Raw genomic sequence first — 26,972 nt, 5'->3', positions numbered from 1 at the left:
TGCGCCCGCGGGCCGCTAGCCGTCCGCCTTGCGGGCTCCCTCGGCGATGTCGCCGAGCACCTTCGCCGGCTGTGCGTCCCGCCGTACGGCTCCTCCGATGCTCTTCTTGAAGTCGGCGCTCACCCCGGCCCAGGACTTCTTGCCCACCGGGTACAGGCGCGAGGACGGCAGGGCGCGCAGGAACACCTTGAGCGGTGCGATACCGGGATCGTCGGAGTCGAGCATCCGCCGGTAGCCGCTCGTCGTCACCGGCAGCAGCCCGTACTTCGTGGTGAAGGCGGTGACGTTCTTCTCCTCGTACAGGAAGTCGAGGAACTGCCCGGACTCCTTCGGGTGTCCGTTCTTGAAGGCCATGACCCAGTCGGCGACGCCCATCGCCTGCGGCTCGGAGGCGTCCGCGGTGGGCAGGGCGATCATTCCGAGCTTGATGCCCTTCTCGGTCGCCTGCTTCACCAGGGTGGGGTGGCCGTTGAGGATCCCCACCTCCCCGCGGGTGAAGGCGTCGAAGGCCTTCTGGCGGTCGAGCTTTCCCGGTTCGTCCGGCCCGGTCAGCCCGGCACCGACCAGGCCGTCCCGCAGGAACTCGAAGGTCCGCACGTTCGCGGCCGAGTCGATGACGTAGCTCTCGGAGTCGTTCGTGAGACCGCCACCGCCGGCGAGCATCCACTGCATCGCCTCGGCCTGTGCCTCCTCGGGGCCCAGGGGCAGCGCGATCGGCGTGCGCACCCCGTCGCCCTTGAGCTTCTTCGCCGCCGCGGTCAGATCGCTCCAGCTCCGCGGCTGCCACGACGCGCCCTTGGCGATGACCCCGGCGTCCTCCAGGAGCTTCGTGTTGTAGAACATCAGCCGGGTCGAGGCCACGAACGGCAGCCCGTACTGGTCACTGCGGATCCTGCCCGCTTGTGCGAGCGGCGTCAGCAGGTCGGCCTCCGTGCGGACCGAGAGGAGTTCGTCGGCCGGGTACAGCTTTCCGGCCGCCGCGTAGTCGGCGTAGGCGCCTATCTGCGCGATGTCGGGCGCGTGGCCCGCCCGGACCATTTCGGCGACCTTCGCGTCCACGTCGTTCCAGGACAGGACGCTCACCTCCACCCGCACGCCGGGATGCGCCTGCTCGAAGCTTGAGGCCAGCTCCTTCCAGTACGGCTCGGAGGAGTTGGCGGGGCTGTCACCGTAGTCGGCGGCCACGACCCGCAGCACCACCTTCGCCGAGCCCGGATCGGACGACATCCCGCAGCCGGCCAGCACCACCACTGCCAGACAGCCGGCTCCGCATGCCCACAGCCCACGACGCTTCACCCTCATGACCCACCCTTCTTCGCTCCTTCGCAGGGCGTAGGTCTACACCACTTTCGCGCCGTCTTCACAGGGTTCCGCACGAACGAGTCCGCACCGTGGCCTCGGCAAATCCCTTCAGTAGCCAATCAGTTGCAGCCGAACGGAACTTTCCGGTCCACCGCTCCGCCCCAAACCGGACGCCTGCGCGCCTCAGCCCACCCCGTCGTGGAGGTGCAGGGTCCCGCTCCAGGTCAGGTCGCCCGCCGAGCGGCCCACCAGGAGTTCGTACGCACCCGGCTCCGTGCGCCAGGACCGCTCGGCCTCGGACCAGTGCCGCAGGGCACGGGCCGGGACCTCCACGACGGCGCTCGCCCAGGCGCCGGCCTCCGCGTGGACCGCGGCGTACCCCGCGAACCAGCGGGCGGGGCGCTCGACCGCGGACCGCGGCCGGGCGAGGTAGACCTGTACGACCTCGCGGCCGGGCCGGTCGCCCGTGTTGCGCAACCCCACCCGGACCGTGAAGGAGGAGCCCTCCGCGACGGCCGCCGGGGCCTCGACCGCCCCGTACTCCCATGTGGTGTAGCCCAGCCCGTGGCCGAACCAGTACGCGGGCCGCCGGCCGGTGAGGAGCCAGGCCCGGTGCCCGATGTGCACGCCTTCGCCGTAGGAGAGCCGGCCGTCGACCGGGTGGGCGTGGGTGACGGGCGCGTCCGCCAGCGCGGCGGCCCAGGTGGTGGGGAGGCGGCCGCCCGGTTCCGCGTCCCCGAACAGGACGTCCGCGAGCCCGGTGCCCGCCTCCTGCCCGGGGAACCAGGTGAGCAGCACCGCGCCCGCCTCGTCGCGCCAGGGCAGTTCGACGGGTCCGCCGCTGTTCACCACGGCCACGGTGCGCCGGTTGACCGCCGCCACCGCGCGGACCAGCGCGTCCTGGTGGCCGCCGAGGCGCAGGTCACCGCGGTCGTGGCCCTCGGTCTCGGTGTGCTCGGTGGTGCCGACGACCACGATCACCGCGTCCGCGTCACGAGCCGCGCCGACCGCTTCGGCGAGCGCGGCCGCCGCCCCTGGCTCCGGCGGCGCCGCCGCGACGACCGTGGCGCGCCCGGCTCCCGGGACCAGCTCGCGCCGGGCCGTCAGGAGCACGGGCTGCGTCGTGTCCAGGGTCGTCCGCACCGTGTGCAGGGGCGGGTTCACGTGGACGACGGCCGGGTCGTCGGTGGTGCACGGGAACGCGCCGTCCAGCACGGTCCGGCCGTCCAGGGCGAGGGTCATGCGGCCGAAGCCGGCGATGCCGAAGGTCCATTCGCCCGCCGCCTGCGGCCGTACGAGCGCGCTGATCTCCACCGTGCGCGCCGCGGGCACCACGGGCGGCTCCAACTGCCGCCCCGACAAGCGGTGTTCCGCATGCAGCTCGTGGCCCGCCTCGTCCAGGAGGCGCAGCAGTACACCGGGCTCCCCGGAGCGCGGATCGCTGCACCAGCCGGTCCCGAGCGGCGCCGGGGGGACACCGAGCCCCGGACCCGGTACGTGCACCACCCGGGCCAGCCCCTCCAGCCGGGCCCGGATCCCGTCGAGGGGGGTGACCGCGTGCGCGGGGAACACCCCCGCGCTGCCACCGCCCTGGAGGCGCGGGGAGCCGGCGTGCACGCCGATGACGGCGACCGTCGCCAGCGAGGCCGGGTCGAGCGGGAGCACCGCGCGGTTGCTCAGCAGGACGGATCCGGCGGCCACGGTGCGGCGCAGCAGCGTCCGGGTGTCGTCCGGCCCGAACGCCGGAGTGCGCGGGCGCGGGCTCGTACCGAGCGCCCCCACGCGTCCGGCCAGCCGCAGCAGGCGCCGCACCTTCTCGTCGACGGCCCGCTCGGGGACCAGACCGTCCTCCACCGCCCGGACGAGGGACTCCGCCCACGGGCCCTGCGGTCCCGGCATCGCCAGGTCGAGGGCGGCGAGGGCCGGTTCCACGGTGGACCGCAGGGCGCCCCAGTCGGAGACCACCACTCCGTCGAACCCCCAGTCGCCCTTGAGGGGTTCGGCGAGCAGCGGACTGGCGGTCATGGTCGCGCCGTTCACGCTGTTGTAGCCGGCCATCACCAGCCACACGCCGGCCTCGACGGCGGCCTCGAAGGGAGCCAGGTACACCTCCCGCAGCACCCGCTCGGAGACCCGTACGTCCACGTGCATCCGGCCGGTCTCGGAGTCGTTGGCCACGTAGTGCTTGGCCGTGGCCGCCACCCCCGCGGCCTGGATGCCCCGGACCAGCGCCGCGCCCGTGCGGCCCGTCAGTACGGGATCCTCCGAGAAGCACTCGAAGTGCCGGCCGCCCAAGGGTGTGCGGTGCAGGTTGAGCGTCGGCGCGAGGACGACGTCCACGCCCTTGCGGACCGCCTCCGAGGCGAGCAGACCCCCCAGCTCCTCGACCAGGCCCTCGTCCCACAGCGCACCGATCGCCGAGGCCGAGGGCAGCAGCGCGGAGGTGAGCCGCTCGTCCCAGGCCTCTCCCCGCACCCCCGCGGGGCCGTCGGAGGTCACCATCTCGCGCAGGCCGACGGCCTGTTCGCCGGCCGTCCGCCAGGTCGTGGCCCCGGACAGCAGCCGCACCTTCTGCACCAGATCGAGCTTCTCCAGCAGCCGATCGAGCATGTCCTCGCTCATCCCCACCCCATTCACGTCATCCGTTCCTCACCCATGGAAGAAGACCCGGCCCGCCCCGTTGTTCAGACGGGGCGGGCCGGGCCCGTACGGAGGGCCGGCCGGGTCAGGACGGCCGGTACTCCGCGTTCAGTGCCGCGCCGTCACGGTCAGCTGTAGACGCCGAACTCGTGGAGGGAGTAACCCCAGGCGGTGCCGCGGGCGGTCAGGTTCAGCCGTACGTGGCGGGTGTTCGCCGACACGTTGATCGTGTCGATGTCACCGTTGCCGGTCGTCGTGGAGTAGACCGTGCGCCAGTTGGTGCCGTCGTCGGAGAGCTGCACCTCGTAGGACTTGGCGTACGCGGGGTCCCACACCAGCTGCAGGGTGCGGATCGCCTTGGAGGCTCCGAGGTCGACGCTGATCCACTGGGGGTCGCTCCAGTCGCTGGCCCAGCGGGTGGTGGTGTTGCCGTCGGTGGCGTTGGCCGGCCCGCAGGGGCAGTCCCCGTAACTGGTCTGGAAGGAGGAGGCGGTGGTCGGCTTGTTCAGCGCCACGTTCGTGCCGCTCACGGGCGGGGCGATGACCTTGACGGACTTGGTCTCGATGCCCGCGTTGCCGTGGCCGTCCTCGGCCTGGATGTAGACCTTCCACACGCCGAGCTTCTCGGGAGCGGTGACCGCGAAGGTCCCGTTGCCCGTCGCGCGCCACTGCGCCTCGACCAGACGCTTGTCGCCGTTGGCGTAGTTGCCGCTGAGGAAGACCTTGTACGTCAGGGGGTCGTTCTGCGGGTCACTGATGTTGGCGCGGACGGTGAACTCCCCGCCGGCCGGGGCGTTGGAGGCCTTGTCTACGACCATGTTGCTGATGACCGGCGGGGTGTTGTCGCCCGCGGTGGAACCGGTGTACGCCTTCTTCACCGCGTAGTACGACAGCCTCCTGAGCCCGTCGGGCAGCAGGTTGAACCAGATGCCGCCGAAGTCGTGCTCGATGCCGTAGTGGAACATCGTGGCGCCCAGGGCCACGCCCTGGTGCGAGGTGATGCAGTTCCAGGCGGTGGTGTAGCCCTCGGCGGTCTGGACGTCGGTCTTCTGGTCGGGGATGCCGTTCGCGTCGTTCGGCACCTCCCACTCGCCGGCCGGGCCCGTCTCGGTGATGATGTAGGGCTTGTTGTAGCCGCCGTCCACCCAGTCCTGCTTCACCTTGCAGATGTTGCCGTAGGAGTTCATCGAGTACAGGTCGAGGTCCGGGGCGTTGCGCTTGTAGTACGGCCAGGCGCCCGTCCAGGCGTCGGTCGAGGTGACCGGGTGGTCCGGGTCGATGCTGTGGATCTTCTTGGCCACGTCGTTCACGAACGTGGTGTAGGCGTTGCGCTGCGCCTCCAGCTCGGTGCCGCTGTAGCAGTTCTGCAGGCCGAGGACGGACTCGTTGCCCACGTTCCACATGAGCGTGGCCGGGTGCGACTTGTAGGTGTCCACCCACTTCGCGAACTCGGTCAGCATGTTGCTCTTGTACGCGGCGTCGGTCACGTAGTTGACGCAGCCGCCCGAGCCGGGGCCGCCGCCGGGCTGCAGCCAGAAGCCGTTGATGACCCGGATGCCGTTCGCCGCGGCCGTGTCGAGCAGGGGCTTGCTCGACGCGTCCGTGCCCCAGGTGCGGATGGTGTTGACGCCCATGGACTTCACGTCGGGCATGTACTTCGGGGCGTCCGCGAAGGACGGGCCCCAGGTGAGGCCCTTGACCGTGTACGGCTGCCCGCCGACGGTCAGCTGCCAGTTGCCCTGGGAGCCGGCCACGCGCACGGCGCCCTGGGCCGGGGGCTCCGCCGTGGTGCTGCCGTAGACCTGGAACTCCCAGAGGGAGTATCCGTAACCGCTGGAGCGGGTCAGGCCGTTCATCCGCACGTAGCGGCCGCTGCCGGAGATGGCGATCTCGTCGGTGCCGCCGTCGCTGCCGGTGACGGCTTTGGCGGTGCGCCAGTTCGTCCCGTCGTCCGAGACCTGGATCTCGTAGTTCTTGCCGAAGGCGCCCTCCCAGGTGAGGACGACCCGGCTGAGGCTGCGGCTCGCGCCGAGGTCGACCTGGATCCATTCGGCGTCGCGCCACTGGCTGGCCCAGCGGGTGCCGGTGAGGTTCCCGTCGAACGCGGCGGCCGCGGAGTAGCCCTCGCCCTCCTGGGAGGAGGCGGTGGCGGGCTTGCCCTGGGAGAGCAGGGTTTCCGCGGCGACCGCGGTCGGGGCGCCGACCAGGGTGAGCGAGGACGCGAAGAGCGCGCCGAGGGCGACGAGGGCGGCCGCGCCGCGGGTGCGACGGGGACTGGTTCTGGTGGAGGGAGGGGGGAACATTGCGGCTCCTGGTGTCAATTGCGGGGGAATGCCCCTGGGCCGGGGCGCGGAGGTCTGGTCACCCGGCCCAGGGGAGTCGGGCGCGCCTCCGGCGGGTCGGCGGAGACGGCGGAGCGGGGGAGGCGGTGGGGCGGGGGAGGCGCTGGTGACTGTGGTGACTGTGGTGACTGTGGTGCGGTGGTGCCCCGGGCCTCGGCGGCAGGGCGGAAACCGGGCCCGGGGCGTCGTGGGCCGGTTCCGCCGGGTGGGCGGCGGAACCGGTGGGGGAGGCCGGACGGCTAGGGGTACGAGACCACCGTGGAGGGGACCGTCGAGGTGCCGGCCGGGACCGTGGACGCGCCGGTGTCGTTGATGACGTGCTCGTAGTGGCCGTTGCCGCCGAGCGAGACCGTCAGCAGGCTGTGGAACTTGACGCCCGGTTTGACCGGGGCCTTGAAGCCGTGGTCCTGGCGGATGTTCGGGTCCACGTTGTAGTTGCAGTAGCTGCCCAGGCCCCACGCCTCGTGGGTGGTCACCGAGTCGTCCACCCGGTAGGCGGCGTAGCCCTTGGTGCTGCCGTTCTGGATGGCGGCCTGGTTCGGGGCGTCGTACGCCTTCTCGTTCTGGTAGAAGACCGTCTTGCCGCGCTCGCCGTACCACTCCACGTCGTACTTGTTGAAGTGCTCGACGAACAGGCCCGTGGCCAGGACGTCGTCACCGTTGACCCGCACCCCGTAGTCGGCGCGGTTGGTCTCCCAGCCCACGCCCTCGCCGTGGTCGGCGCGCCACACCCAGGTGTGGTCGACGATGGTGTCGTCGCTGTTGACGACCACGCTGGTCGTCGCCTTGCCGGCGCCCGCCCCGCCGACGCGGATGTACACGTCCTGCACGGTGGTGGGATTGGCGGCGTGGTCGGCGGAGGAGTTCTGCGGTCCGAGCTCCAGCAGGGTGGGCGAGTTGACCGGTCCGGCGTCGATCAGGAAGCCGGCGAGGCGGACGCCGTCCACGTCGGCGACCTTCATCGCGGTGACGCCGTTGTCCGGGATGATCGTGGCGAGGCCGAGGCCGAGCACGATGGTGTTCGCGCGGTTCACGTTGATGGTCTGGTCGACGTGGTAGATGCCGGGCGTGAACAACAGGTTCAGGCCCTGCGTCAGCGCCTGGTTGATCGTGGCGGCCGTGGTGCCGGGCTTGACCACGTAGAACTGGCTGAGCGGGACGGAGTCGCCCTGCGGGGTGCCGCCCGCCCAGGTGGTGCCGCGGGCGTTGGTGCGCTTGGCCGGCGCGAACACCTTGTACTCGCTGCCGTCGAGGTAGAGGTAGGGCTTCTCGCGGGAGACCGGGGTGGTGTCGAGGGTGGTGTAACGGGGCTCCGGGAATCCGGTGGCCGGCGCGCCCTCGACACCGGAGAAGGTCTGGTTCCACACGCTGTTGGACCAGCCGCCGATGGTGCTGTCGCGGGTGTACCACTGCTGCTGCGAGTAGTTGCCGACCTGGCCGTCGATCTTGGAGTCGGCGATGTAGCCGCCGCTGGCCCAGCCGTAGCCGTTCGGCGCCAGGTTGAGCGCGCCCTTGACGTGCATGCGGCGGAAGGAGGAAGCCTGTGAGACCGCCCACCGGTTGGTGCCGCTGACCGGGTTCACGGTCAGGCCCTCCGCGCCGCGCCAGAAGTTCTGGGTCGCGTTGCCGTTGAACCAGCCCGCGTCGACCGTCACGTCACCGTTGATGGTGGTGTCGTCCGGGCGCAGGCCGAGGCCGGCGATCTGGGTGTAGAAGCCGATCTGGGCGTTGATGTTGTTGTACGTACCGGGCTTGAGGAGGAAGGCGTGGCGGCCGCTGCCGAACTGCGCCGACTCCTGCTCCTGGAAGACCTGGTCCAGCTTGGCCTGGACGCCGGGGGTCGAGGGGTCCACGACGTGCACGTTCGGGCCGAGGTCGCCGCCGCCCGGCAGGGTCGGGCCGGTTCCTCCGCCGCCGGTGCCGAACACCTTGAACTCCCAGAGCGAGTAGCCGTAGCCGGTGGCCCGGGTGACGCCCTGCATGCGGACGTAGCGGGCGGTCCCGGTGATGTTCACGGTCTCCGTGCCGCCGGCGCCGGTGGTCGTGGAGTGGGCGGTGGTCCAGTCGGTGCCGTTGAGCGACAGCTCGATCCGGTACGCCTTGGCGTAGGCGGCCTCCCACTGCAGGACGACCTTGCTCAGCGCGGTCGCGGCGCCGAGGTCCACCTGCAGCCACTGGGCGTCGGAGGCGGCGCTGGACCAGCGCGAGCCGTCGTTGCCGTCGACGGCGTCGGCCGCCGGGGTGCCGTAGTGCTCCTGGCTGGAGGCCGTCACGGTCTTGCCCTGGGAAACCGGCGCGGCCTCGGCGGAGGCGGCGGGGGCGGCGGGGGTCAGGGTGAGCAGGCTGCCGAAGAGGGCGGTCGTGACCGCCGCGGCGATCCCCTTCCGGGTGGAAGCGGGACGCCGTCCGCGGGGCAACGCATCGACAGGTATGCCAGTAGGCATTGGTGCTCCTTTAACGAACCTGAAACGGGAGAGCGCTCTCCAGACCTTGCCCGTAACGCGATCGGCCGGTCAAGGAGCGTGACGGCTTTTCTTTCATCTTTCATTAAGTTCCGAGGTGGGAATGGGTGGATGCGTGGGCCGCAAGCGGCGGATCGTCCGAAGCGGCACCGCGCGATGCGTACGCATCTCTTACGGACCGTCACCTTCCGTTCCTGCGGCCGGGGTTCGCGCGGGTCCCGTCCGGGCGCGGGCCGCGGTGAGCGGGCCGGCCCGGCGGGGGTCGGGCGGTCCGCGGACCGCCCGGCGCGGGCGGGCAGCCGGAGCGTGTCCCGGGGCGACACCCCGGCGTGCCGCGTGGCGGTACGCGGGCATGCGCTGCACTGGGCGGAGCCGGGCAGGGGCAGGGCAGATCCCGGCCGGGCGGCGCCGGGTTGGGCAGAGCCGGCCGGGGCGGCAGAGTCTGCACCCGGTAGGGAACGGGCAGGCAGGGAAAGCCAGCGGCCGGGCAGGCGCGAGCGGGCGACCGAAGCGCATGCGTGCGGGCACGGCCCGGCCGACCGGGCGCGGCAGCGCAGAGGGCCGGCAGGCGGGCAGGGGCACGGCAAGGCAGAGCGGGAGCAAGCGAGGCCGGGCCGGAGCCGGGCCGGGTCGAGGAGCGATAGGACACCGGGGCCGGGCAGAGGGAGGACAGGGCCGGATGGGGCCGAGGGCGGGCAGTGCCGGGCAAGGCCGGAGCTGACGGGCCGAGGTGGGGCCTTGCCGGACCGGGCAGCGCGGGACCGGGCATCGCCGGAGCTGGCAGGAACGGCCGGCCAGGCAGGGGTTGACCCGGGCCAGGGCAGACCAGGCACCTGCGGGGCGTACTCACCGCGGATCAAGGCGGACGCCTGTAGGCACGGCCCGGCCGGCAGGGCGCGGCAGCGCGGAGCGCCGGCGGCGGGGCAGGGGTCGGGCTGGGCGGGGCCGAGGGCGGGCAGTGCCGGACGAGGCCGGACTTTACGGGCCGAGGTGGGGCATTGCCGGACCGGGCAGCGCCGGACCTGGCAGGGAACCGGCCGGCCAGGCAGGGCCGGACCCGGGCAGAGCAGAGCAGGTGCCTGCGGGGCGTACTCACCGCGGATCAGGGCGGACGCGTGTGGGCGCGACCCGGCAGGCAGGCAGGGTGCGGCAGTGCGGAGGGCCGCCGGCGGCAGGGGTCGGGCCGGGACCGGCCGGGCGGGGCCGGGAAGGGCTGGGCGGGGTCGGGAAGGGCCGGGCGGGGGTCGGGGAGGGCGTGGCGGGGGCCGGAGTTCGGGCAGGAGCACCGGTCGGGCGCGGGCCGGGCATGGCCGGGCTGGGTAGAGCCGGGCAGGCCCGAGGAGCAAGGCCGACCGGACGGGGCCGGGCAGGGCGCGCAGGACCGAGGTCAGGCAGGGCCGGTTAGGGAAAGCCCAGGCTCTGCCCGGGCCGGGTAGAGCCGGGCCGAGGAGCAACGGCCAGCCGGACGGGGCCGAGCAGGCAGCGGCCGGGCAGGGCGCGTAGGACGAGGTGGGGCAGGGCCGGTTGGGGAACGCCCGGGCTCTGTCCGGGCCCGGGAGGTCGGGGAGGCCCGAGCGGGGCTGGCGCCCGGCGCGGCCGTGGGACCGCGTGGCCGGGCGGCCGGGCCGCCGGGCGGCCGTGGGGCCGCGCCGCCGTGGGGCCGGGGCCGGGGCGGCTCGGGCCCAGGCCCCCCGGCCCCAGGCGGCCCAGGCTCGGTGGGGCCGGGCGCGCGGCAGCCCTCCCGTGGGGAGGCGGGAGGGTGCTGGGCCCGGGTGGTCCGGAGCCACACCATAGGCACCGGAACGGGTGGGCCGGTAGGCATATGGCAGGGGGAAGTTCCGGATGCTTCGGCCGGTGGACCGGACGCCCGGCCGGGTGTGCCGGCCGGGCGGGACGTGGGTTCCGTGGGTTCCGACGTCCGTGTGGTGCGGACGGGCTGTCGGGGCCCGGGGTTACGCGGAGAGGGTGCGGTGGCTGCGGATGATGTCCGTGTAGCGGTGGCCGCTGGTCTTCATGGTGCGTCGCTGGGTCGCGTAGTCGACGTGGACGAGGCCGAAGCGCTTGTCGTAGCCGTAGGCCCACTCGAAGTTGTCGAGGAGGGACCAGGCGTAGTAGCCGGCCAGCGGGGCGCCCTGGCGGACGGCGCGGGCGCAGGCGGCCAGGTGCTGTTCGAGGTAGGCGGTGCGGCCGGGGTCGTCGACCGTGCCGTCGGGGCCGACGGTGTCGGGGAAGGCGGAGCCGTTCTCGGTGACGTAGAGCTTCCGCACGCCGTAGTCGTTGGTCAGGCGCAGCAGCAGGGATTCGATGCCGTTGGCGTCGATCTGCCAGTCCAGGCCGGTGCGCGGGACGTCCGGGAGGCGGATCTCGCGGGCGAAGGGGACCGGGCCCTGGGCGTCGTTGGCGACGGTGGCAGGGAAGTAGTAGTTCAGGCCGTGCCAGTCGAGGGGCGCGGCGATGGTCTCCAGGTCGCCGGGGCGCTCGGGCAGCTCCACGCCGTACAGCTCCCGCATGTCGGTGGGGAAGCCGCGTCCGTAGACGGGGTCGAGCCACCAGCGGTTGGTGTGTCCATCCATGCGGACGGCGGCGGCGATGTCCTCGGGGTCGTCCGAGGCGGGCACCACCGTGGAGTGGTTGGTGACGAGGCCGATCTGCGCGCCGGGTGCTGCGGCACGCAGGGCCTGCGCGGCCAGGCCGTGGCCCAGCAGCAGGTGGTAGGAGGCGCGTACGGCTGCGGTCAGGTCGGTGAGGCCGGGGGCCATGCGGCCCTCCAGGTGGCCGATCCAGCCGGAGCAGAGCGGTTCGTTGAGCGTGGCCCACTGGGTGACCCGGTCGCCGAGGCGCTCCGCGACCGCCGTGGTGTAGGTGGCCAGGTGTTCGGCGGTCTCGCGGACGGTCCAGCCGCCGCGGTCCTGCAGGGCCTGGGGGAGGTCCCAGTGGTAGAGGGTCACCGAGGGGGTGATGCCGGCTTCCAGCAGGCCGTCGATGACCTTGTCGTAGAAGTCGAGGCCCCGCGCGTTGACCGCTCCGGAGCCGTCGGGGATGATGCGCGGCCAGGCGATCGACAGGCGGTAGGCGTCGGTGCCCAGCTGCTTCATGAGGGCGATGTCCTCGGGCCACCGGTGGTAGTGGTCGCAGGCCTCGTCGCCGGTGTCACCGTTGTCGATCTTGCCGGGGGTGTGGGAGAAGGTGTCCCAGATGGACGGCCCGCGGCCGTCCTCCTTGACGGCTCCCTCGATCTGGTACGCGGAGGTGGCCGTGCCCCAGGCGAAGTCCTGGGGGAAGGCGCCGAGGTCAATGGAATCCGACACAGCGAACCTTTCTAAGTGCATGGGAAGAGGGGCTACTTCACCGCGCCGGCGGTCAGCCCGGTCACGAGGTAGCGCTGGAGGAGGAGGAAGCCGCCGACGACGGGCAGGCTCACGACGAGCGAGGCGGCCATGACCTGGTTCCAGTACACGTCGTTCTGCGTCGAGTAGCCCTGCAGGCCCACCGCGAGGGTGCGGGTCGCGTCGTTGGTCATGACGGAGGCGAACAGGACCTCGCCCCAGGCCGTCATGAAGGCGTAGACGGCGACGGCGACGATGCCGGGGATCGCGGCCGGCACGATGACGCGGAAGAGGGCGCCGAGCGGACCGCAGCCGTCGACCTTGGCGGCCTCGTCGAGGTCTCGGGGGACCGAGTCGAAGTACCCGATCAGCATCCAGATCGAGAACGGCAGCGAGAACGTCAGGTACGTGAGGATCAGGCCGGCGCGCGAGCCGAACAGCGCGATCCCGGTGGCGTTGCCGATGTTGACGTAGATGAGGAACAGCGGCAGCAGGAAGAGGATGCCGGGGAACATCTGCGTCGACAGCACGGTGACGGTGAAGACCCGCTTGCCGCGGAAGGAGTACCGGCTGACGGCGTAGGCCGCGAAGATCGCGATGATGACGGAGAGGACGGTCGCCGAACCGGCCACGATCAGCGAGTTCATGAAGTAGTCGCCGAGGGGGACGGTCTTCCAGATGTCGAAGTACGGCTGGACGGTCAGGCCCGAGGGGATCCACTGGAACTTCCCCGACACGTCCTGCAGCGGTTTGAGCGAGCTGGAGATCATGACGTACACCGGCAGCAGGACGAAGCCGGTGAGGAGCGTCAGGAACACCAGACGGCTCACGAGGAACGACGTGGGCGGCGCCATGGGCGACCGGGAGGCGACCGCCTGAGTGTGCCTAGGCATCGGTGGCGCTCCTTCCTCGGGAGGTGAGCAGGAGGTAGAGGCCGGTCACCACGAGCAGGAACAGCAGCAGCAGGACGGACATCGCGGAGCCGGTGCCGAAGTTCCAGGTCTGGAACGAGGACTGGTAGATGTGGATGGAGATGAGGTCGGCCGAGGCCGGCGCCGATTTGCCGAACAGGACGAACGGCGTGTTGAAGTCGTTGAACGTCCACAGGAACAGCACCAGGATCAGGACCTGGTTGACCGGGCGCAGCGAGGGGAGCGTGATGCGGCGGATCTGCTGCCAGACGCCCGCTCCGTCCAGGGCCGCGGCCTCGTAGATCTCGCGGGGGATGTTCTGCAGGCCGGCCATCATGATGAGGAAGGCGAAGGGCCAGCCCTTCCAGACGGAGACGACCAGCAGGGTGATGAAGGCGTTGTCGCCGATGAGCCAGAACGGCGGGCTGTCGGTCAGTCCGAGCTGGTCGTGGATGACGTGGTTCACCAGGCCGTTGTCGCGCTGGAACATGAAGGCCCAGGTGATGACGGCGGCGTAGACGGGCAGTGCGTACGGCACCAGGAAGATGGTGCGCAGGATGCCCCGGCCCCTGAACGTCTCCTGCATGAAGATCGCGGCGGCCGTGCCGATCAGCCAGCACAGGCCCACCGAGAAGAAGGTGAACAGGCACGTGGTGAAGAAGGAGCTCAGCAGCGCCTGGCCGACCGGTGCGTCGAAGTCGACGGTCAGGGAGTAGTTGTCCAGGCCGGACCAGGGGGCGTTGCCCCAGTCGCGGAGGTAGAACTGGGTGAGCTCCTTGAAGCTGACCACGATGCCGATGACCATCGGGATCAGGTGGACCAGGAGCTCGAGGACGAGTGCGGGGAGCAGCAGCAGGTACGGCAGGGAGATGCGGCGGAGCCGCCCGGAGCGGCGGGTGCGAGGCGCCGCTCCGGGCTGGTTCTTCCGTACCGTCCGCTTGCCCGTACGAGGGGGTGCGGTGGTCGTCATGAGGTGTCCGTGCCCTACTTCTTGGGCATCTGCTGCTGGGCCTTCTCGAGCTTGGCCTTGACCGATTCCGCCGTCACCGGCCGGCCGGCCGCCGCGTCGGCGAAGAGCTCCTTGACCGCGGTGCCCACCACCGTCTCGAACTGCGACTCCTCGGGGACCTGCGGGAGGGCGGACGCGCTCTTGGCGAGGGTGTCGCGCAGGACGGCCAGGCCGGGGGTGTTGAAGGCGGGGTCCGTCTGCGCGGACTTCACCGGCGGGATGGAGCCGTAGGCCTTGTTGAGGACCTTCTGCTCCTCGTCACCGGTCATGAAGTTCACGAACTTCGTGGCGCCGTCGATGTTCTTGGTGTTCTTGAAGACGGCCATGTTGATGCCGGCGACCATGGAGTTGGTGGACGTGCCCGTCCCCGGCGCACCGGACTGCACGGGCGCGGGGACCACGCCCCACTCGTCCTCCTTCATGCCCTGCGCGGCGAAGGTGGCCGAGGCGGTCTGCCACAGCACCATGGCGGTCTTGCCCTTGGCGAAGTCGCTCAGCGACTGGTTCTGGGAGTACTCGGCGTTGCCCTTGGCGACGATCTGCGCGTCGGCCATCAGGTCGACGTACTGCTTCACGGCCTTGACCGCGCCGTCGGAGGTGAAGTCGGCCTTGCCGTCCGCGGTGAAGAAGTCCGCACCGTGCTGCTTGCCCAGGACGAAGACCTGGTGGATGTTGTTCGACAGGTTGGAGCCCTCGACGCCGAGCCCGGCCTTGCCGTCCTTGGTCAGCTGCTTGCCGGTGGCGACGAGCTCGTCCCAGGTGGTCGGCGGCTTGGTGACGCCCGCGTCGGCGAAGGCCTTCTTGTTGTAGTAGAGCGCGTACGCCATGGAGTACAGCGGGACGGCAGCCGGGTCCTGGCCCTGGACGCCGGTGGAGCCCAGCGCCGACTCCACGAACCGGTCCTTGCCGCCGATCTTCTCGAAGTTCTTGGCGTCCCACGGCAGCAGCGCGCCGCTGGCCTGCAGCGAGGCGCTCCAGGTGTTGCCGATGTTCAGGACGTCGGGGCCCTGGCCGGAGGTGGTCGCGGTCAGGATGCGGTTGAGCAGGTCGCCCCACGGCACGACCTCGAGCTTGACCTTGATGCCCGTCTGCTTCTCGAACTTGTCGAGCTCGGGCTGGAGGACCTGCTTGTCGACCTCCAGGCTCGATCCCTGGTTGGAGGCCCAGTAGGTCAGCGTCTTCGGCTGCTCGTTGGACCCGCTCCCGTCGGTGGAGCCGCCACCACCACAGGCAGCCGCCCCGAGGACGAGGGAGAGGGTGACGGCGCCGACCGCTGCGACTCTGATTCTGCGCATGGCTCCATGGGCCTTTCAGGAAGGAACGGGATGCCGACTGCGGGGTGGGGGGCGGACGTTCCGCGGTTCGCCCCCAAAACCACATGGCTTAATTTAGGATGTGAGTTAAACCTCAAGCGAAGGACTCGTCAAGAGCGTTCACGCAGGTATCTTGCAGGTACGGGCATCGACGACAGGGGACAGAGTGCGAGTACGCAGCGGCCGAACAGTGCGTGACCTGCGGCGGGAGAACCGGACCGCCGTATTGCAACGGTTGTATTTCGACGGTCCCCTGAGCCGCTTCTCGCTGGGTCCCGCCACGGGGCTGAGCTCCGGATCGATCAGCAACGTGGTCGCGGAGCTCGTCGCCGACGGCCTGGTGGAGGAGGCCGGGAGCGTGGAGTCGGCGGGCGGGCGCCCGCGGACCCTGCTCCGCGTCAGCCCGGACAGCGGCTACATGATCGGCGTGGACGTCGGCGAGACCCGTATCCGCATCGAGCTCTTCGACCTGACCCTGACCGAACTCGCGCGCGTGGAAAGGCCCCTGGAGGCGGCAGGACCCCGCCGCATCGACCGCTACGAGGTCGGCGTCGTCGTGCGGCACCTGCGCGAGGGCATCGCCGAGGTCCTGCACCGGGCCGGCATCGCCCCCGAGCGGCTCCTCGGCGTCGGCATCGGCGTCCCCGGCATCGTCGCCCGGACCGCGGGCGGCGCCGTCGTCCACGGCCAGACCATCGGCTGGGACGCGGTCCCGCTGGAGCGCATGCTGCGCGACTCCCACCTGCTGCCCGAATCCGTCCCGTACTACATCGACAACGGGGCCAAGACCCTCGGCCAGGCCGAGATGTGGTTCGGCGCCGGACGCGGGGCGCACAACGCCGTCGTCGTGCTCTTCGGCTCCGGCGTCGGCGCCTGCGTGGTCAGCGACGACACCCGCACCGGCCGCGCCATCGAGTGGGGCCACCTGACCGTCCGGGTCCGCGGCCGCCGCTGCCGCTGCGGGGCGCAGGGCTGCCTGGAGGCGTACGCGGGGGCCGAGGCCCTCCTCGAGCGCTGGGCCGAGGCCGGCGGGTGCCCGCCCGCCGACGCCGACGAGGAGACGGCCCTGACCGCGATGCTCGCCGCCGCGTACCCCGGTGAGGGGGGCGGGCAGGGCGCTGAGCCGGGCATCGGGCAGGGCTCCGAGCCGGGTTCCGAGTCGCGCCCCGACGGCGGCGCCGTCCCCCTGGCCGACGCGACCGCCCTGGCCGTCCTGGAGGAGACCGCCGAGTACCTCGGCGCCGGGTTCGCCGACCTGATCAACCTCTTCCAGCCCGAACGCATCCTCGTGGGCGGCTGGGCCGGCCTGCAGCTCGGCACCCGCTTCCTGGACTCCGTACGGTCCTACGCCACCTCCTACGCCCTGTCGTACCCGGCTGCCAACGTCCGCATCGACCTCGGCACCTTCGGCCCCGACGCCGTCACCGTCGGCGCGGGAATCCTGCCCCTCGCCGACTTCTTCGCCCGCGGCGGGCACCGCACGGAGCCCGAGCGAGAGGAGCCCCTCCCGGCCTGGCGCACCACGCTGCAGGAACGGGCGGCCCACTGAGCCCCCGGCCGGGCATTCCGGCCCAGCACCCCGGCCCAGCGCCCCGCCCGAGCCCCTGGCCCACCCCGCAGCCTGCGCGGTGGGCCGACCCGTACCGGCCTGCAACTCCCCGCCGTACCCGGGCGCTACCTCTCCAGCGGCGCGATCCCGTCCCCCGCCGGAGACACCCGGCGGCCCGCGTGGTCGAAGACGTACAGCTGCGCGAGGTCGACCAGCAGCGGGATCTGCGCCCCGACCCGGACCCGGACGTGCGGTCCCGTACGCACCACGAGGTCGCTGCGCACCGCCCCCAGCCGTTCCGGTGAGGCGCCCGCGTCGGGCCCCCGGCGGGATGGCGGCGGCGCGTCCAGGACCGCCACCGGCCCGGACAGCCGCTCCGCGGCCCGGTCCCTGAGCCGGGCCAGGCCGCTGCGCTGCCGCCTGAGGCCGCGCCCGGGAGCGGCCGCCGGCTGCCGGGCCGACTCCAGCTCCGCCACCACGGCGGGGCGCGAGCCCGTGTCCACGTGCACCAGCGCCTCGTGCCCCTGGTACTCGACGTGCTCGACGATGCCCGTCATCGCCACCTCGCCCGGCCGCGCCTGGCTCGGCGGAGCGATCCGCACCGCCTCCGAGCGCAGCCCGACGATGACCGGACGGCCCTGCTGGATCCGGAGCAACTGGTGGTCGGGGCTCAGTGGTTGGGGAAGAGCGAGCCGGTGGCGCCCCAGATCGATCCACATGCCGGCGTCCAGCGGCGCGTGCACCACGGCCTGGAGCAGGCTGATCCGGGGCGTTCCGATGAACGCCGCGACGAACACGTTCGCCGGCAGGGCGTAGGTGTCCCGCGGCGAGCTGACCTGCTGCAGGACGCCGCCCCGCATGACCGCCACGCGGTGCCCGAGGGACATGGCCTCGGACTGGTCGTGCGTGACGTAGACGGTGGTGACGCCGAGTTCGGAGGTCAGCCGGGCGATCTCGGCCCGGAGGTGGCCGCGCAGCTTCGAGTCCAGGCTGGAGAGCGGCTCGTCCATCAGGAACACCGAAGGCCGCCGCGAGATGGCCCGGCCCATCGCGACCCGCTGGCGCTCGCCGCCGGAGAGCTGACCCGGGAAGCGGTCGAGGAGGTCCTCGATGCCCAGCATCCGGGCCGTGGCCTCCACTTGCGGTTCGTGGTCCCCGCGGGGGTCGCGCAGCTTCAGCGGGAAGCCGATGTTGGCGCGGCCCGTCATGTTCGGATACAGCGCGAAGCTCTGGAACACCATCGCGATGTCCCGCTCGCTCGGCGGCATGTGGTTGGCGTACTCGCCGTCGAGGAACAACGAGCCCTCGGTGATGTCCTCCAGCCCCGCGATCATCCGCAGGACGGTGGACTTGCCGCAGCCCGAAGGGCCCAGCAGCACCAGGAACTCGCCCGGCTCGACGGTGAGGGAGACGCGCTCCACGGCAAGGGAGTTGCGCCCGTATCTCTTGCTGACATCGCGCAGCGCGATGGAACGACTCATAGCGATCCGCCCGGACTGGGATTGGGGAGACAGAGGGGGGTGGGGGAGTTGAGGTCAGAAGCTAGCCCAGGGCACCCCGCTAGGGAACCGCTCTGCACAACATCGGGTGGAATCGGGCCCCCAGCGCCCTCGCCGGGGGAAAACGTCGTCCCTGCGGGCGAGTTGACCGCTCCGTTCCTTGACCCCGGCCGAGAACGCGCGCTAGGTTTCCGCCATCGGAGAGCGCTCTCCCTTCGGTGGCCCGCCGACCGGATCCGCCGGCCGTGCCGTGCCGGTCCCGCCGCTCAGAGCGCCACGGCCACCGCGGCGGTGAAGCCCGGGGGGACGGCCACGTTCGTCAGGGACCAGCCCGGCAGACCGCTCGCCGGGGTGTCGCCGGTCCCCACGTAGTCGAGGGAGAGGCCCCGGGCCAGCCCGATGCCCAGGCCCTTGAGGTACGCCTCCTTGCGCACCCAGACGCGGCCGAGGGCGGCGGGCCGTCCGGCCGGGTCCAGGGCCGCCAGCTCCGCGGACTCCCGGGGGTGCAGCTGCCCGGCGAGCTCGGCCACGGCGGCTTCCGGGAGCAGCGCCTCCACATCGGCTCCCACCGGCTTCGGGCCCAGTGCGACCAGCGCGAGCCGGTCGCTGTGCGAGAGCGAGAAGTGGACGGGACCGTCCTCGGTCACCGGCCGTCCGTGGGGCCCGCCGCACGAGGGGCACGGTGCACGGGTGATCCGCACCCGCCCCGGCGCGAGGTCCAGCCGGGACCCGAGCAGCACCCGCAGCGCCACGTGGGAGGCGATGTAGCGGCGCCGGTCCTTCTCGCGCTTGAACCCGGCCGCCCGCCGGTGCTCGTCCTGGTCCAGGACCTCCGGGGCCAGCCGGGCCGCCGCGCCGTCCCGGTCGTCGGTGTCGACCAGCCACACGGAAGCCGAGGCGGCCGGCTGCGCTTGCGCGGCGGGCGGGAGCTGCGAACCGATCGTGAGGACATGGGGTTCGAGCACGATCGATCGTTCTCCTCGGTACTGCGCCGGCTGTCGGCGGTTGTGCGTATCAGTGTGCCGCCTTCTTCACGAGCACGGCGATCATCGTCTCGTCCGCGTGCGTCAGCTGCGTCAGGGCCCAGGACGTCGGCCACATGGAACCCTCGTCCAGGTGCGCCTGGTCGCTGAAGCCGAGCGTCGCATAGCGCGCCTTGAACTTCTCCGCGCTCTGGAAGAAGCAGACCACCTTGCCCTCCCGGGCGTACGCGGGCATCCCGTACCAGAGCTTCGGTGCGAGGCCGGGCGCGCTCTCCTTGACGATCGCGTGGATCCGCTCGGCCATGACCCGGTCGGAGTCCTGCATTTCGGCGATCTTCGCGACCACCGAGGCCTCCTCCTCCGCCGCCTTGTCGGCGCGGGACCCGCGCCGCGCCGCCGCCTTGAGCTCCTTGGCGTGCTCCTTCATCGCGGCACGTTCCTCTTCGGTGAAGCCCTCGAACGTGCCGGAGGCCGGGGTCGTGCTCTTCGCGGGCTTGCGGGTGTTCGTCATGGCGGTTTTTCCTCAAGGGTGCTGGGGTGTTGGGGAGCTGGGGTGCTGGGCCGGATCGTCGGACGGGAGAGGAGGGTGCTGCGCTCCCTTCCGTCCCCACGCTCTATCCCCACGCGCCGGCGATCTGGCGGGTCGTGGCGTTGAGCCGGTTGAACAGGTTGGTGACACCGATCATCAGGACGAGCGCGGCGAGCTGCTTCTCGTCGTAGTAGGTGGCGGCGGTGTCCCAGACCTCGTCGCTCACCGCGTCGGGACGGTCGGCCAGCCGGGTCGCGGCCTCGGCCAGCAGCAGGGCCGCCCGCTCCTCCTCGGAGAAGTACGGGGCCTCGCGCCAGGCGGCGACCGTGGCCAGCCGCTCCTCGCTCACCCCGGACTTGCGGGCCGCCTTGGCGCCGGCGTCGACGCAGGCGCTGCACCCGTTGATCTGGCTCACCCGCAGGTGGACCAGCTCCAGCGTCTGCGCGTCCACTCCACCGGAGTGCACGGCCTTGAAGATCTCCTGGATGGGCTGCATCGCACCGGACAGGACGACGGCGGGGTTCTGCATGCGGGACTGCATCTCGGTGTGCTCCTCTGCTGGTGTCCGGACCGCCGGGCTCCCGGCCTTCCGCTCCCCCCTCGGGGTGTGACTCCATGACAGCCGCAGCGGGCCGCCGCGGCGAGGCCGGTGGGACACCGTGGGACAGGCGGAACATCCTTGACCAGCGGATATGCGGACCGGGATAATTCCGGCGCGGCGGGACAGGGATACGGGGGGAACCGTGGACAGGGAACGGCGGACGGCCGGAGCCGGCCCGCAGGACGAGCTGACCGCACGGCTGCGGCAGCTCCAGGAACTCTCCGGGCTCGGCGTACGGGCCCTCGCGCGGGACGCCGGACTGAGCTCCTCCTCGCTCTCGCGCTACCTCGCGGGCCAGACCCCGCCGCCCTGGCCGGCGGTCGTCGCCCTCTGCAAGCTGGTCGGACGCGATCCGCGCCCGCTGCGCCCCCTCTGGGAACTCGGCGCCGCCAACCCGCTGCCGGCGCCCCCGAAGGCCGTCCGCCAGGTCCAGCCGAAGCCCCGCAACGATCTGCCGCGCGACGTACCGGACTTCACCGGCCGGGAGTCCCAACTCGCGTCCGTGCTCGCCGCAGTGGACAGCCACCGGGGCGTGGCCGTCGACGGCATGGCGGGCGTGGGCAAGACCTGCCTGGCGGTGCACGCCGCACACCGGCTCGCCGCCGCCTACCCGGACGCCCAGCTCTACGTGGACCTGCACGGCTTCACCGAGGGCCGGGACCCGCTCGATCCCGACTCGGCGCTGCGGATGCTGCTCGGTGCGCTCGGCGTGCCCTCCGAGCGGGTGCCGCAGGAGGGCCTGGAGCAGCTGGCGGCCTGCTGGCGCGCGGAACTGGCGGACCGGCGCGCCCTCCTGGTCGTCGACAACGCGGCCGACGCGGAGCAGGTCCGCCCGCTGCTGCCCGGCGCCGGTGACTCCGTCGTCCTGATCACGAGCCGCAACCGGCTGCTCGGCCTGGACGAAGTGCCCCCGGTGTCGCTCGACGTGCTCAGCCCGGAGGAGAGCGCCGAGCTGCTGGCCCGGGCCAGCGGAGACCCGGGCGGCCCCGAAGGCCGCCTCGCCCGCGAACCGGAGTCCGCCGCCGAGGTGCTGCGGCTGTGCGGACACTTGCCGCTGGCCCTGCGGCTGGCCGCGGCCCGGCTGCGGCACCGGCCGGGCTGGACGGTGGGCATCCTCGTGGAACGCCTCGCGGAGGGCGTGAGCGAGTTCGACACGGCGTTCGCCATGTCCGTACGCCAACTGGACCGGGCCCGGGCCCGGTTGCTCCGGATGCTGGGCCTGCTGCCCGGCGGTTCCTTCGACGCCTACGCGGCCGCGGCCCTGGCCGACGTACCGGTGCGCGCGGCCCGGGAGATGCTGGAGGATCTGGTCGACGCGCACCTGGTGCAGCAGCCGACGGCGGGCCGCTACCGGCTGCACGACCTCGTGCACCAGCACGCCCGCGGCGCCTGCGCCCAGGAGGACTCCCCGGCCGAGCGGGAGCGCGCGCTGGGCCGCTTCCTCGACTACTTCGTGCACGCCGCGGCCGCGGCGGACGCCGCAATGCCGGTGCTCTCGCCGGGCCGGCCGCCCGCCGCGGGACGGCCCCCGGCCGAACTGCCGCGGTTCGCCGACAAGCACGCGGCCTGCGCCTGGCTCGTCTCGGAGTACGAGACGATGATCGCCGTGTTCGAGACGGCGGTCGCCGTCGGGGCGGACGCGCACGTGTGCGAGCTGCCGCACTTCCTGCGCGCCTACTTCGCCCGGCGCTGCGGCACCACCCACCTCAACCACCTCTTCGAGCGCTCGCTCGCCGCCGCCGAACGCCTGGGAGATCCGCTGCGCCTGGCCGAGGCCTACAGCGACCTGGGCTTCGCGCGCTACAACGCGGGCCGCCCGGCCGAGGCCGACGCCGCGTACGAGGAGGCCGGGCTACGGCTCGCCCGGGCCGGGGACACCCGCTCGGAAGCCGAACTGGCCCTGCGCCGCGGCTTCCTGAGCTGGGACCGGGGGAACGCCGAGGAGCCGCTCGAACTGTTCCGGCTGGCCGGGAAGCTGTACGAGCAAGCCGGCCTCCCCGCGGGTGCGGCCCACTCGGCCGCCTCCGAGGCCTGGGCGCTGCTCCAGCTGGGCGACCGCGAGGAAGCGGCGCGGCGGGCCCGGGAGGTCCTGGAGGTGTCCCACCCCGACCCGGCGTGGCCGCCCACCCTGACGGCCCGCATCACCCTCGGCGTGGCCATCGCCGCGGAGGCGCCCGAAGAGGCGTCCGAGCACCTGCACCGGGCGCTGGCCCTGGCCCGAGAGGACGGGCACGTGAACAACGAGGCCTGGTCCCTCAACTGCCTGGGCGTGGGACTGCGCCGGATGGGCCGCTACGAGGAGGCGCTGGCCAGCCACCGGGAGGCGTTCGCGCTGCTGGACGCACTGTTCGAGGAGCACTGGAAGGTCCGCTTCCTCGGTGCCTACGCCGAGACCTGCCGGCTCGCGGGACGGCCCGAGGAGGCCCTGCGCCTGCACCGGCAGACCCTGGAGCTGGCCCCCGGGCTCGGGTACCGGCACGAGGAGGCGCTGGCCCACGAGGGGATCGCGGTCCTGCTGGACGGCACGGACCCGGCGGCCGCAGCCGGGCACCGCGCGGCCGCCCGCTCGCTCCTGGAGCACCCCGGGGCCGGGGCGCGCTGAGCGCGGCGCCCCGGCCCCGGCGCCGTCACGAGCTCTGCGGTCCCCAGCCGTTGGGGCACGGGGCCGGGGCCTGCGGGGCGGGACCGTAGGCGTAGGCCACGAAGTCCTTCAGCTCCGGGCCCCAGTAGGGCCAGGAGTGGTCGCCCGCGCCGCGGCAGTAGCGGTGGGGGACCGCGCGTTCCTTCAGGTCCTGGTGGAGCGCCTCGGCCATGGCGCCGATCTCCTTCTCGCCCGTACCGCCCGTGCCGCCCGCGTACAGGGCCATCTTCCCGCCGTACGAGGCGTACTTGCCGTCGAGCGCCAGGTTGACCGGGTTCTGCCCGGGCCAGGTGTCCGGCCGGCCGAAGACCGTGGCCAACCGGTACGGGGTGTCCCCGGTCACCCGGAACTTCCCGTCGAACAGGCCCGTCCACAGGATCGAGGCCCCGACCTGCCAGGTGGAGTCGGCGATGATGCTCTGCGCGCCCGGGTCGTAGATGTCGGTGCCGGGCGAGAAGGCGCCGACGGCGGAGAACAGCTCCGGGTGGCGTCCGGCGTAGCGCAGGGCCCCGTAGCCGCCCATCGAGACACCGGCGACCGCCCGTCCGGAGGCCGCGCGCACGGTGTTGAAGTTGGCGTCGATCCACGGGACCAGCTGCTCGACGTGGAAGGTCTCCCACTGCGGGGCGAAGAACCCGTCCGTGTGCCCGGGCCAGTCGCTGTACCAGCCGGCCTTGCCGCCCTCCGGCATCACGACGATGCCCTTGAAGGCCGAGTCCTTCAGGTTCGCGGTGACGTTGCCCTCGTCTGTCTTCGACCACTGCTCCACGTCGCCCGAGCCGCCGTGCAGCAGGTACAGCACGGGGTAGGGGTGGGCCGGGTCCCGCTGGTAGTCCTCCGGCAGCAGGACCCGTACCCGCACGGGCACCTGGACCGGATCGATCGAGGGGGCGGCGCCGTGCGCGGCGAAGACCGCGGCGGTGGTCACGGAGGCGTCACCCATGCGTTCGCTCTGTTCCGCGGCCACCGACCAGCTCCGCAGGGTCAGCCCGGCGGCGTTCGGCGCGGGCAGCGAGGGCAGGACGGACGCGGCGCCCACGGGGGCGGCGGGGGCGCCGACCACGAGCACGGCCGCGGCGGTGGCGGCGGTCGCGAGCAGGGCCGCGGCCCGCCGCAGGGAGCGGGGGCCGGCGAGGAAACGGGGTGCGGGGGCGGGGCGGCGCATGAAGGACTCCCAGACGGTGGTGTGGGGGAGGGAAATGGCCGGGCCCGGCCGGTCTAGCACGGGCGGGCGGAGCCCACCAGGAGGTGGCCGGGGTTCCGGTCCTGGTTGCGGTCCGGTCCCGGTCCGCACCGCCCGCGCCCGGCTGCGCGTTCATCCGCGGTCCACCGGGGGTCCGGCCGCCCGCCGGGTCCGGCAGTGGGGTTTGTCAGCCGGGCGTGCTTTGCTGGAGGCATGATCGATGAATTCCTCGCCCGGAACCTGTCCGACGTCGACGAAGCCGTGCGCAAGGCGGCTGCGATCGAGATCATGCCGAGGTTCCGCCGGCTCGCCGAGCACGAGGTGGACCAGAAGAGCGGCCCGCACGACCTGGTGACCGACGCCGACCGCAAGGCCGAGGAGTACCTCACGGCGGCCCTGACCGGGCTGCTGCCCGGCTCGGCCGTGGTGGGCGAGGAGGCCGTGCACGCGGACCCCGGGGTGTACGGGGCACTGCGCGGCGACGCCCCGGTGTGGATCGTGGACCCGGTCGACGGGACCCGGCAGTTCGTGCACGGGGAGCCGGAGTTCTGCACCCTGGTCGCCCTCGCGCACCGCGGGGAGCTCCTCGCCTCCTGGACCTTCGCCCCGGCGCTGGACGAGATGTCCACCGCCGTGCGCGGACAGGGCGCCTACGTCAACGGAGAGCGGATCCGGAGCGGTTCGCCGGTTCCCGGCGCCGACCTGCGGGTCGCGACCGCCCACCCGCTCTACACCACCGAGGCGGAGCGGCGCGTCCTGGCGCGCCTCGACGTCCCCGGGGTGGCCTCCCGTGCCTGCGGTTCGGCGGGCCTGGAGTACCTGAAGGTGGCCCGCGGAGAGATGGACGGCCTGGCCTTCAACTGGCCCTCGGCCTGGGACCACGCGGCCGGGCTGCTGCTCGTCGCCGAGGCGGGCGGCTCCCAGAGCACCGTCGACGGGGTTCCCTTCCGGGTGGACCGGGACAACGCGCTGCCCTTCGCGGTCGGCCGGGACGAGGCCACGGCCGTACGGATCCGGGAGCTGCTGCGGGGCGAGTGAGACGACGGCGGGCCCGCGCCGGGGACCCCGGCCGGGTCCACGGCCGCAGCCCGGCCGGGTTCACGGCCGGGGTGCCCGGCCGGTCCACCTCCCGCCCCGATGCTCCTCCCAGAGCGAACGGAGTCGGCGCGGATCGCGGAGCCGCCTATGGACAGGCGCAATACCCTGGGGGCGGTGGCGCCGCCGGACGAAGGAGTCGCAAGTGCCGTCGATCCTCGATGCGGTCGTGGTGGGGGCCGGGCCCAACGGGCTGACGGCCGCCGTGGAACTGGCCCGGCGCGGCTTCTCGGTGGCCGTGTTCGAAGCCGCGGACACCGTCGGCGGCGGTGCCCGGACCGAGGAGCTCACCCTCCCCGGCTTCCGGCACGACCCCTGCTCGGCCGTGCACCCGCTCGGCGCCGGCTCCCCGGTCTTCTCCACGATGCCCCTCAAGCAGTACGGGCTGGAATGGCTGCACCCCCCGCTGCCCATGGCGCACCCCTTCGACGACGGCACGGCGGCGGTGCTGTCCCGCTCCGTCGCGGAGACGGCCGCCTCCTTCGGGCCCCGCGACGCGGGCACGTACCGGCGGCTCGTGGATCCGTTCCTCGGCAAGTGGGACACCCTGGCCCGGGACTTCATGTCGCTGCCGGACACCGCACTGCCCCGTGACCCGCTCACCCTCGCCCGCTTCGGGCTGGCCGGGCTGCCGCCCTCCACCTGGCTGCTGAGCCGCTTCCGCGAGGACCGGGCCCGCGCCCTGTTCGCGGGACTCGTCGCGCACGTCATCGCCCCGCTCGGCGGGATCGGGACCAGCGCCGTCGGCCTGGTCTTCGCGCTGGCCGCGCACGCGAACGGCTGGCCGATGCCGCGCGGCGGCTCGCAGTCGGTCTCCGACGCCCTCGCCGGGTACCTGCGCGACCTCGGCGGGACCGTCCACACCGGGTTCGAGGTCAAGCGGCTCGACGACCTGCCCCCGGCCCGGGCGTACGTCTTCGACACCTCCCCGACCGCGCTGGCCCGCATCGCCCGCCTGGGCCGGGTCTACGACGGCTACCGCTACGGCGCCTCCGTGTTCAAGCTGGACTACGCCCTGGACGGCCCCGTCCCCTGGACCGCCGAGGAGCCGCGCCGGGCCGGCACCGTACAGATCGGCCCGCGCACCCGCGACATCGACGCGGCCCTGCAACTGGCCTCCGGCGGGCGGGTCCCGCGCACCCCCTTCCTCATCGCCGCCCAGCCCAGCCTGGTCGACCCCGGCCGGGCGCCCGAGGGGAAGCACACCTTCTGGGTGTACGGGCACGTCCCGGCGGGCTGGGACGGCGACCTCACCGAAGCCGTCGAACGCCAACTGGAGCGCTTCGCACCCGGGTTCCGCGACCTGGTGCTCGCCCGCGCCACGGCCGGCCCGCCGCAGCTCGCCGCCCGCAACCCGAACTACGTCGGCGGCGACATCGCCTGCGGAGCCGCCTCCGGGCTCCAGCTCCTGCTGCGCCCCAAGCTCACCCTGTCCCCGTACAACACGGCCCATCCGGCCGTGTTCCTGTGCTCCTCGGCCACCCCGCCCGGACCCGGAGTCCACGGCATGTCGGGACACAACGCGGCCAAGGCCGTCTGGCGCCACCTGCGGGCGAAGGCCTAGGCCGTCTCTTTCGGATCTTGTCG

17 protein-coding genes are annotated in these 26,972 nt (G+C 72.6%); 4 read left to right on the top strand and 13 right to left on the bottom strand.

Annotated elements, in window-relative coordinates; genetic code table 11:
- Nucleotides 1–15: 15 nt before the first annotated feature.
- From ACIA8F_RS09600 to ACIA8F_RS09565, 8 genes are all read right to left on the bottom strand, one after another.
- Nucleotides 16–1,302, bottom strand: coding sequence for an ABC transporter substrate-binding protein (locus tag ACIA8F_RS09600; protein WP_399377718.1), 1,287 nt, complete (start codon nucleotides 1,300–1,302; stop codon nucleotides 16–18).
- Between the two features lie 183 nt (nucleotides 1,303–1,485).
- Complete coding sequence (locus tag ACIA8F_RS09595) at nucleotides 1,486–3,924, bottom strand: glycoside hydrolase family 3 C-terminal domain-containing protein (protein ID WP_399377717.1); 2,439 nt, start codon at nucleotides 3,922–3,924, stop codon at nucleotides 1,486–1,488.
- Between the two features lie 146 nt (nucleotides 3,925–4,070).
- Nucleotides 4,071–6,245, bottom strand: a complete 2,175-nt coding sequence (locus ACIA8F_RS09590) for a discoidin domain-containing protein (protein WP_399377716.1) — start codon at nucleotides 6,243–6,245, stop codon at nucleotides 4,071–4,073.
- 278 nt (nucleotides 6,246–6,523) lie between these two features.
- Complete coding sequence (locus ACIA8F_RS09585) at nucleotides 6,524–8,728, bottom strand: discoidin domain-containing protein (protein ID WP_399377715.1); 2,205 nt, start codon at nucleotides 8,726–8,728, stop codon at nucleotides 6,524–6,526.
- Between the two features lie 1,970 nt (nucleotides 8,729–10,698).
- Nucleotides 10,699–12,075: a GH1 family beta-glucosidase gene (locus ACIA8F_RS09580; RefSeq protein ID WP_399377714.1), complete on the bottom strand. Its 1,377-nt coding sequence runs from the start codon at nucleotides 12,073–12,075 to the stop codon at nucleotides 10,699–10,701.
- A gap of 11 nt (nucleotides 12,076–12,086) precedes the next feature.
- Entirely contained in the window at nucleotides 12,087–12,926 is an 840-nt protein-coding gene (locus tag ACIA8F_RS09575) for a carbohydrate ABC transporter permease (RefSeq protein WP_399377865.1), read from the bottom strand.
- A 31-nt stretch (nucleotides 12,927–12,957) separates the two neighbouring features.
- Nucleotides 12,958–13,953: a carbohydrate ABC transporter permease gene (locus tag ACIA8F_RS09570; protein WP_399377713.1), complete on the bottom strand. Its 996-nt coding sequence runs from the start codon at nucleotides 13,951–13,953 to the stop codon at nucleotides 12,958–12,960.
- Nucleotides 13,954–13,967: 14 nt separating this feature from the next.
- Nucleotides 13,968–15,287 (bottom strand): ABC transporter substrate-binding protein, encoded by a 1,320-nt coding sequence (locus ACIA8F_RS09565; protein ID WP_399377712.1) that lies wholly within the window; start codon nucleotides 15,285–15,287, stop codon nucleotides 13,968–13,970.
- A 184-nt stretch (nucleotides 15,288–15,471) separates the two neighbouring features.
- Here ACIA8F_RS09565 and ACIA8F_RS09560 point away from each other — a divergent pair, with 184 nt between their 5' ends.
- Complete coding sequence (locus tag ACIA8F_RS09560) at nucleotides 15,472–16,854, top strand: ROK family protein (RefSeq protein ID WP_399377711.1); 1,383 nt, start codon at nucleotides 15,472–15,474, stop codon at nucleotides 16,852–16,854.
- A gap of 125 nt (nucleotides 16,855–16,979) precedes the next feature.
- Here ACIA8F_RS09560 and ACIA8F_RS09555 read toward each other — a convergent pair whose 3' ends face one another.
- From ACIA8F_RS09555 to ACIA8F_RS09540, 4 genes are all read right to left on the bottom strand, one after another.
- Entirely contained in the window at nucleotides 16,980–18,335 is a 1,356-nt protein-coding gene (locus ACIA8F_RS09555; protein WP_399377710.1) for an ABC transporter ATP-binding protein, read from the bottom strand.
- Nucleotides 18,336–18,619: 284 nt separating this feature from the next.
- Complete coding sequence (locus ACIA8F_RS09550) at nucleotides 18,620–19,318, bottom strand: 4'-phosphopantetheinyl transferase family protein (RefSeq protein WP_399377709.1); 699 nt, start codon at nucleotides 19,316–19,318, stop codon at nucleotides 18,620–18,622.
- A 49-nt stretch (nucleotides 19,319–19,367) separates the two neighbouring features.
- The gene (locus tag ACIA8F_RS09545) at nucleotides 19,368–19,847 is read right to left on the bottom strand and encodes an iron chaperone (RefSeq protein WP_399377708.1); all 480 of its coding nucleotides are present in this window, start codon (nucleotides 19,845–19,847) and stop codon (nucleotides 19,368–19,370) included.
- A 103-nt stretch (nucleotides 19,848–19,950) separates the two neighbouring features.
- Nucleotides 19,951–20,406, bottom strand: a complete 456-nt coding sequence (locus tag ACIA8F_RS09540) for a carboxymuconolactone decarboxylase family protein (protein ID WP_399377707.1) — start codon at nucleotides 20,404–20,406, stop codon at nucleotides 19,951–19,953.
- Nucleotides 20,407–20,608: 202 nt separating this feature from the next.
- On the opposite strand from ACIA8F_RS09540, the gene ACIA8F_RS09535 reads away from it, so the two are divergent.
- The gene (locus ACIA8F_RS09535) at nucleotides 20,609–23,068 is read left to right on the top strand and encodes a tetratricopeptide repeat protein (RefSeq protein ID WP_399377706.1); all 2,460 of its coding nucleotides are present in this window, start codon (nucleotides 20,609–20,611) and stop codon (nucleotides 23,066–23,068) included.
- 25 nt (nucleotides 23,069–23,093) lie between these two features.
- On the opposite strand, the gene ACIA8F_RS09530 is transcribed toward ACIA8F_RS09535, so the two are convergent.
- The gene (locus ACIA8F_RS09530) at nucleotides 23,094–24,272 is read right to left on the bottom strand and encodes an alpha/beta hydrolase (RefSeq protein ID WP_399377705.1); all 1,179 of its coding nucleotides are present in this window, start codon (nucleotides 24,270–24,272) and stop codon (nucleotides 23,094–23,096) included.
- A gap of 231 nt (nucleotides 24,273–24,503) precedes the next feature.
- On the opposite strand from ACIA8F_RS09530, the gene ACIA8F_RS09525 reads away from it, so the two are divergent.
- Nucleotides 24,504–25,328: an inositol monophosphatase family protein gene (locus ACIA8F_RS09525; RefSeq protein ID WP_399377704.1), complete on the top strand. Its 825-nt coding sequence runs from the start codon at nucleotides 24,504–24,506 to the stop codon at nucleotides 25,326–25,328.
- Nucleotides 25,329–25,530: 202 nt separating this feature from the next.
- Nucleotides 25,531–26,949, top strand: a complete 1,419-nt coding sequence (locus ACIA8F_RS09520) for a phytoene desaturase family protein (protein ID WP_399377703.1) — start codon at nucleotides 25,531–25,533, stop codon at nucleotides 26,947–26,949.
- The last annotated feature ends 23 nt before the right edge of the window (nucleotides 26,950–26,972 follow it).

It is taken from the genome of Streptomyces sp. NPDC051563, from assembly GCF_044454225.1.
Classification (GTDB): domain Bacteria; phylum Actinomycetota; class Actinomycetes; order Streptomycetales; family Streptomycetaceae; genus Streptomyces.
Note: the sequence above shows the minus strand (reverse complement) of the source record. Positions and strands in the feature narration are given on the sequence as shown.

Excerpts from the sequence above, each read along its gene's own strand:
- ACIA8F_RS09545 (WP_399377708.1), bottom strand. The coding sequence starts at position 19,847 with ATGACGAACACCCGCAAGCCCGCGAAGAGCACGACCCCGGCCTCCGGC.
- ACIA8F_RS09595 (WP_399377717.1), bottom strand. The coding sequence starts at position 3,924 with ATGAGCGAGGACATGCTCGATCGGCTGCTGGAGAAGCTCGATCTGGTG.
- ACIA8F_RS09530 (WP_399377705.1), bottom strand. The coding sequence starts at position 24,272 with ATGCGCCGCCCCGCCCCCGCACCCCGTTTCCTCGCCGGCCCCCGCTCC.
- ACIA8F_RS09585 (WP_399377715.1), bottom strand. The coding sequence starts at position 8,728 with ATGCCTACTGGCATACCTGTCGATGCGTTGCCCCGCGGACGGCGTCCC.
- ACIA8F_RS09540 (WP_399377707.1), bottom strand. The coding sequence starts at position 20,406 with ATGCAGTCCCGCATGCAGAACCCCGCCGTCGTCCTGTCCGGTGCGATG.
- ACIA8F_RS09525 (WP_399377704.1), top strand. The coding sequence starts at position 24,504 with ATGATCGATGAATTCCTCGCCCGGAACCTGTCCGACGTCGACGAAGCC.
- ACIA8F_RS09575 (WP_399377865.1), bottom strand. The coding sequence starts at position 12,926 with ATGGCGCCGCCCACGTCGTTCCTCGTGAGCCGTCTGGTGTTCCTGACG.
- ACIA8F_RS09580 (WP_399377714.1), bottom strand. The coding sequence starts at position 12,075 with ATGCACTTAGAAAGGTTCGCTGTGTCGGATTCCATTGACCTCGGCGCC.
- ACIA8F_RS09565 (WP_399377712.1), bottom strand. The coding sequence starts at position 15,287 with ATGCGCAGAATCAGAGTCGCAGCGGTCGGCGCCGTCACCCTCTCCCTC.
- ACIA8F_RS09570 (WP_399377713.1), bottom strand. The coding sequence starts at position 13,953 with ATGACGACCACCGCACCCCCTCGTACGGGCAAGCGGACGGTACGGAAG.
- ACIA8F_RS09590 (WP_399377716.1), bottom strand. The coding sequence starts at position 6,245 with ATGTTCCCCCCTCCCTCCACCAGAACCAGTCCCCGTCGCACCCGCGGC.
- ACIA8F_RS09600 (WP_399377718.1), bottom strand. The coding sequence starts at position 1,302 with ATGAGGGTGAAGCGTCGTGGGCTGTGGGCATGCGGAGCCGGCTGTCTG.
- ACIA8F_RS09555 (WP_399377710.1), bottom strand. The coding sequence starts at position 18,335 with ATGAGTCGTTCCATCGCGCTGCGCGATGTCAGCAAGAGATACGGGCGC.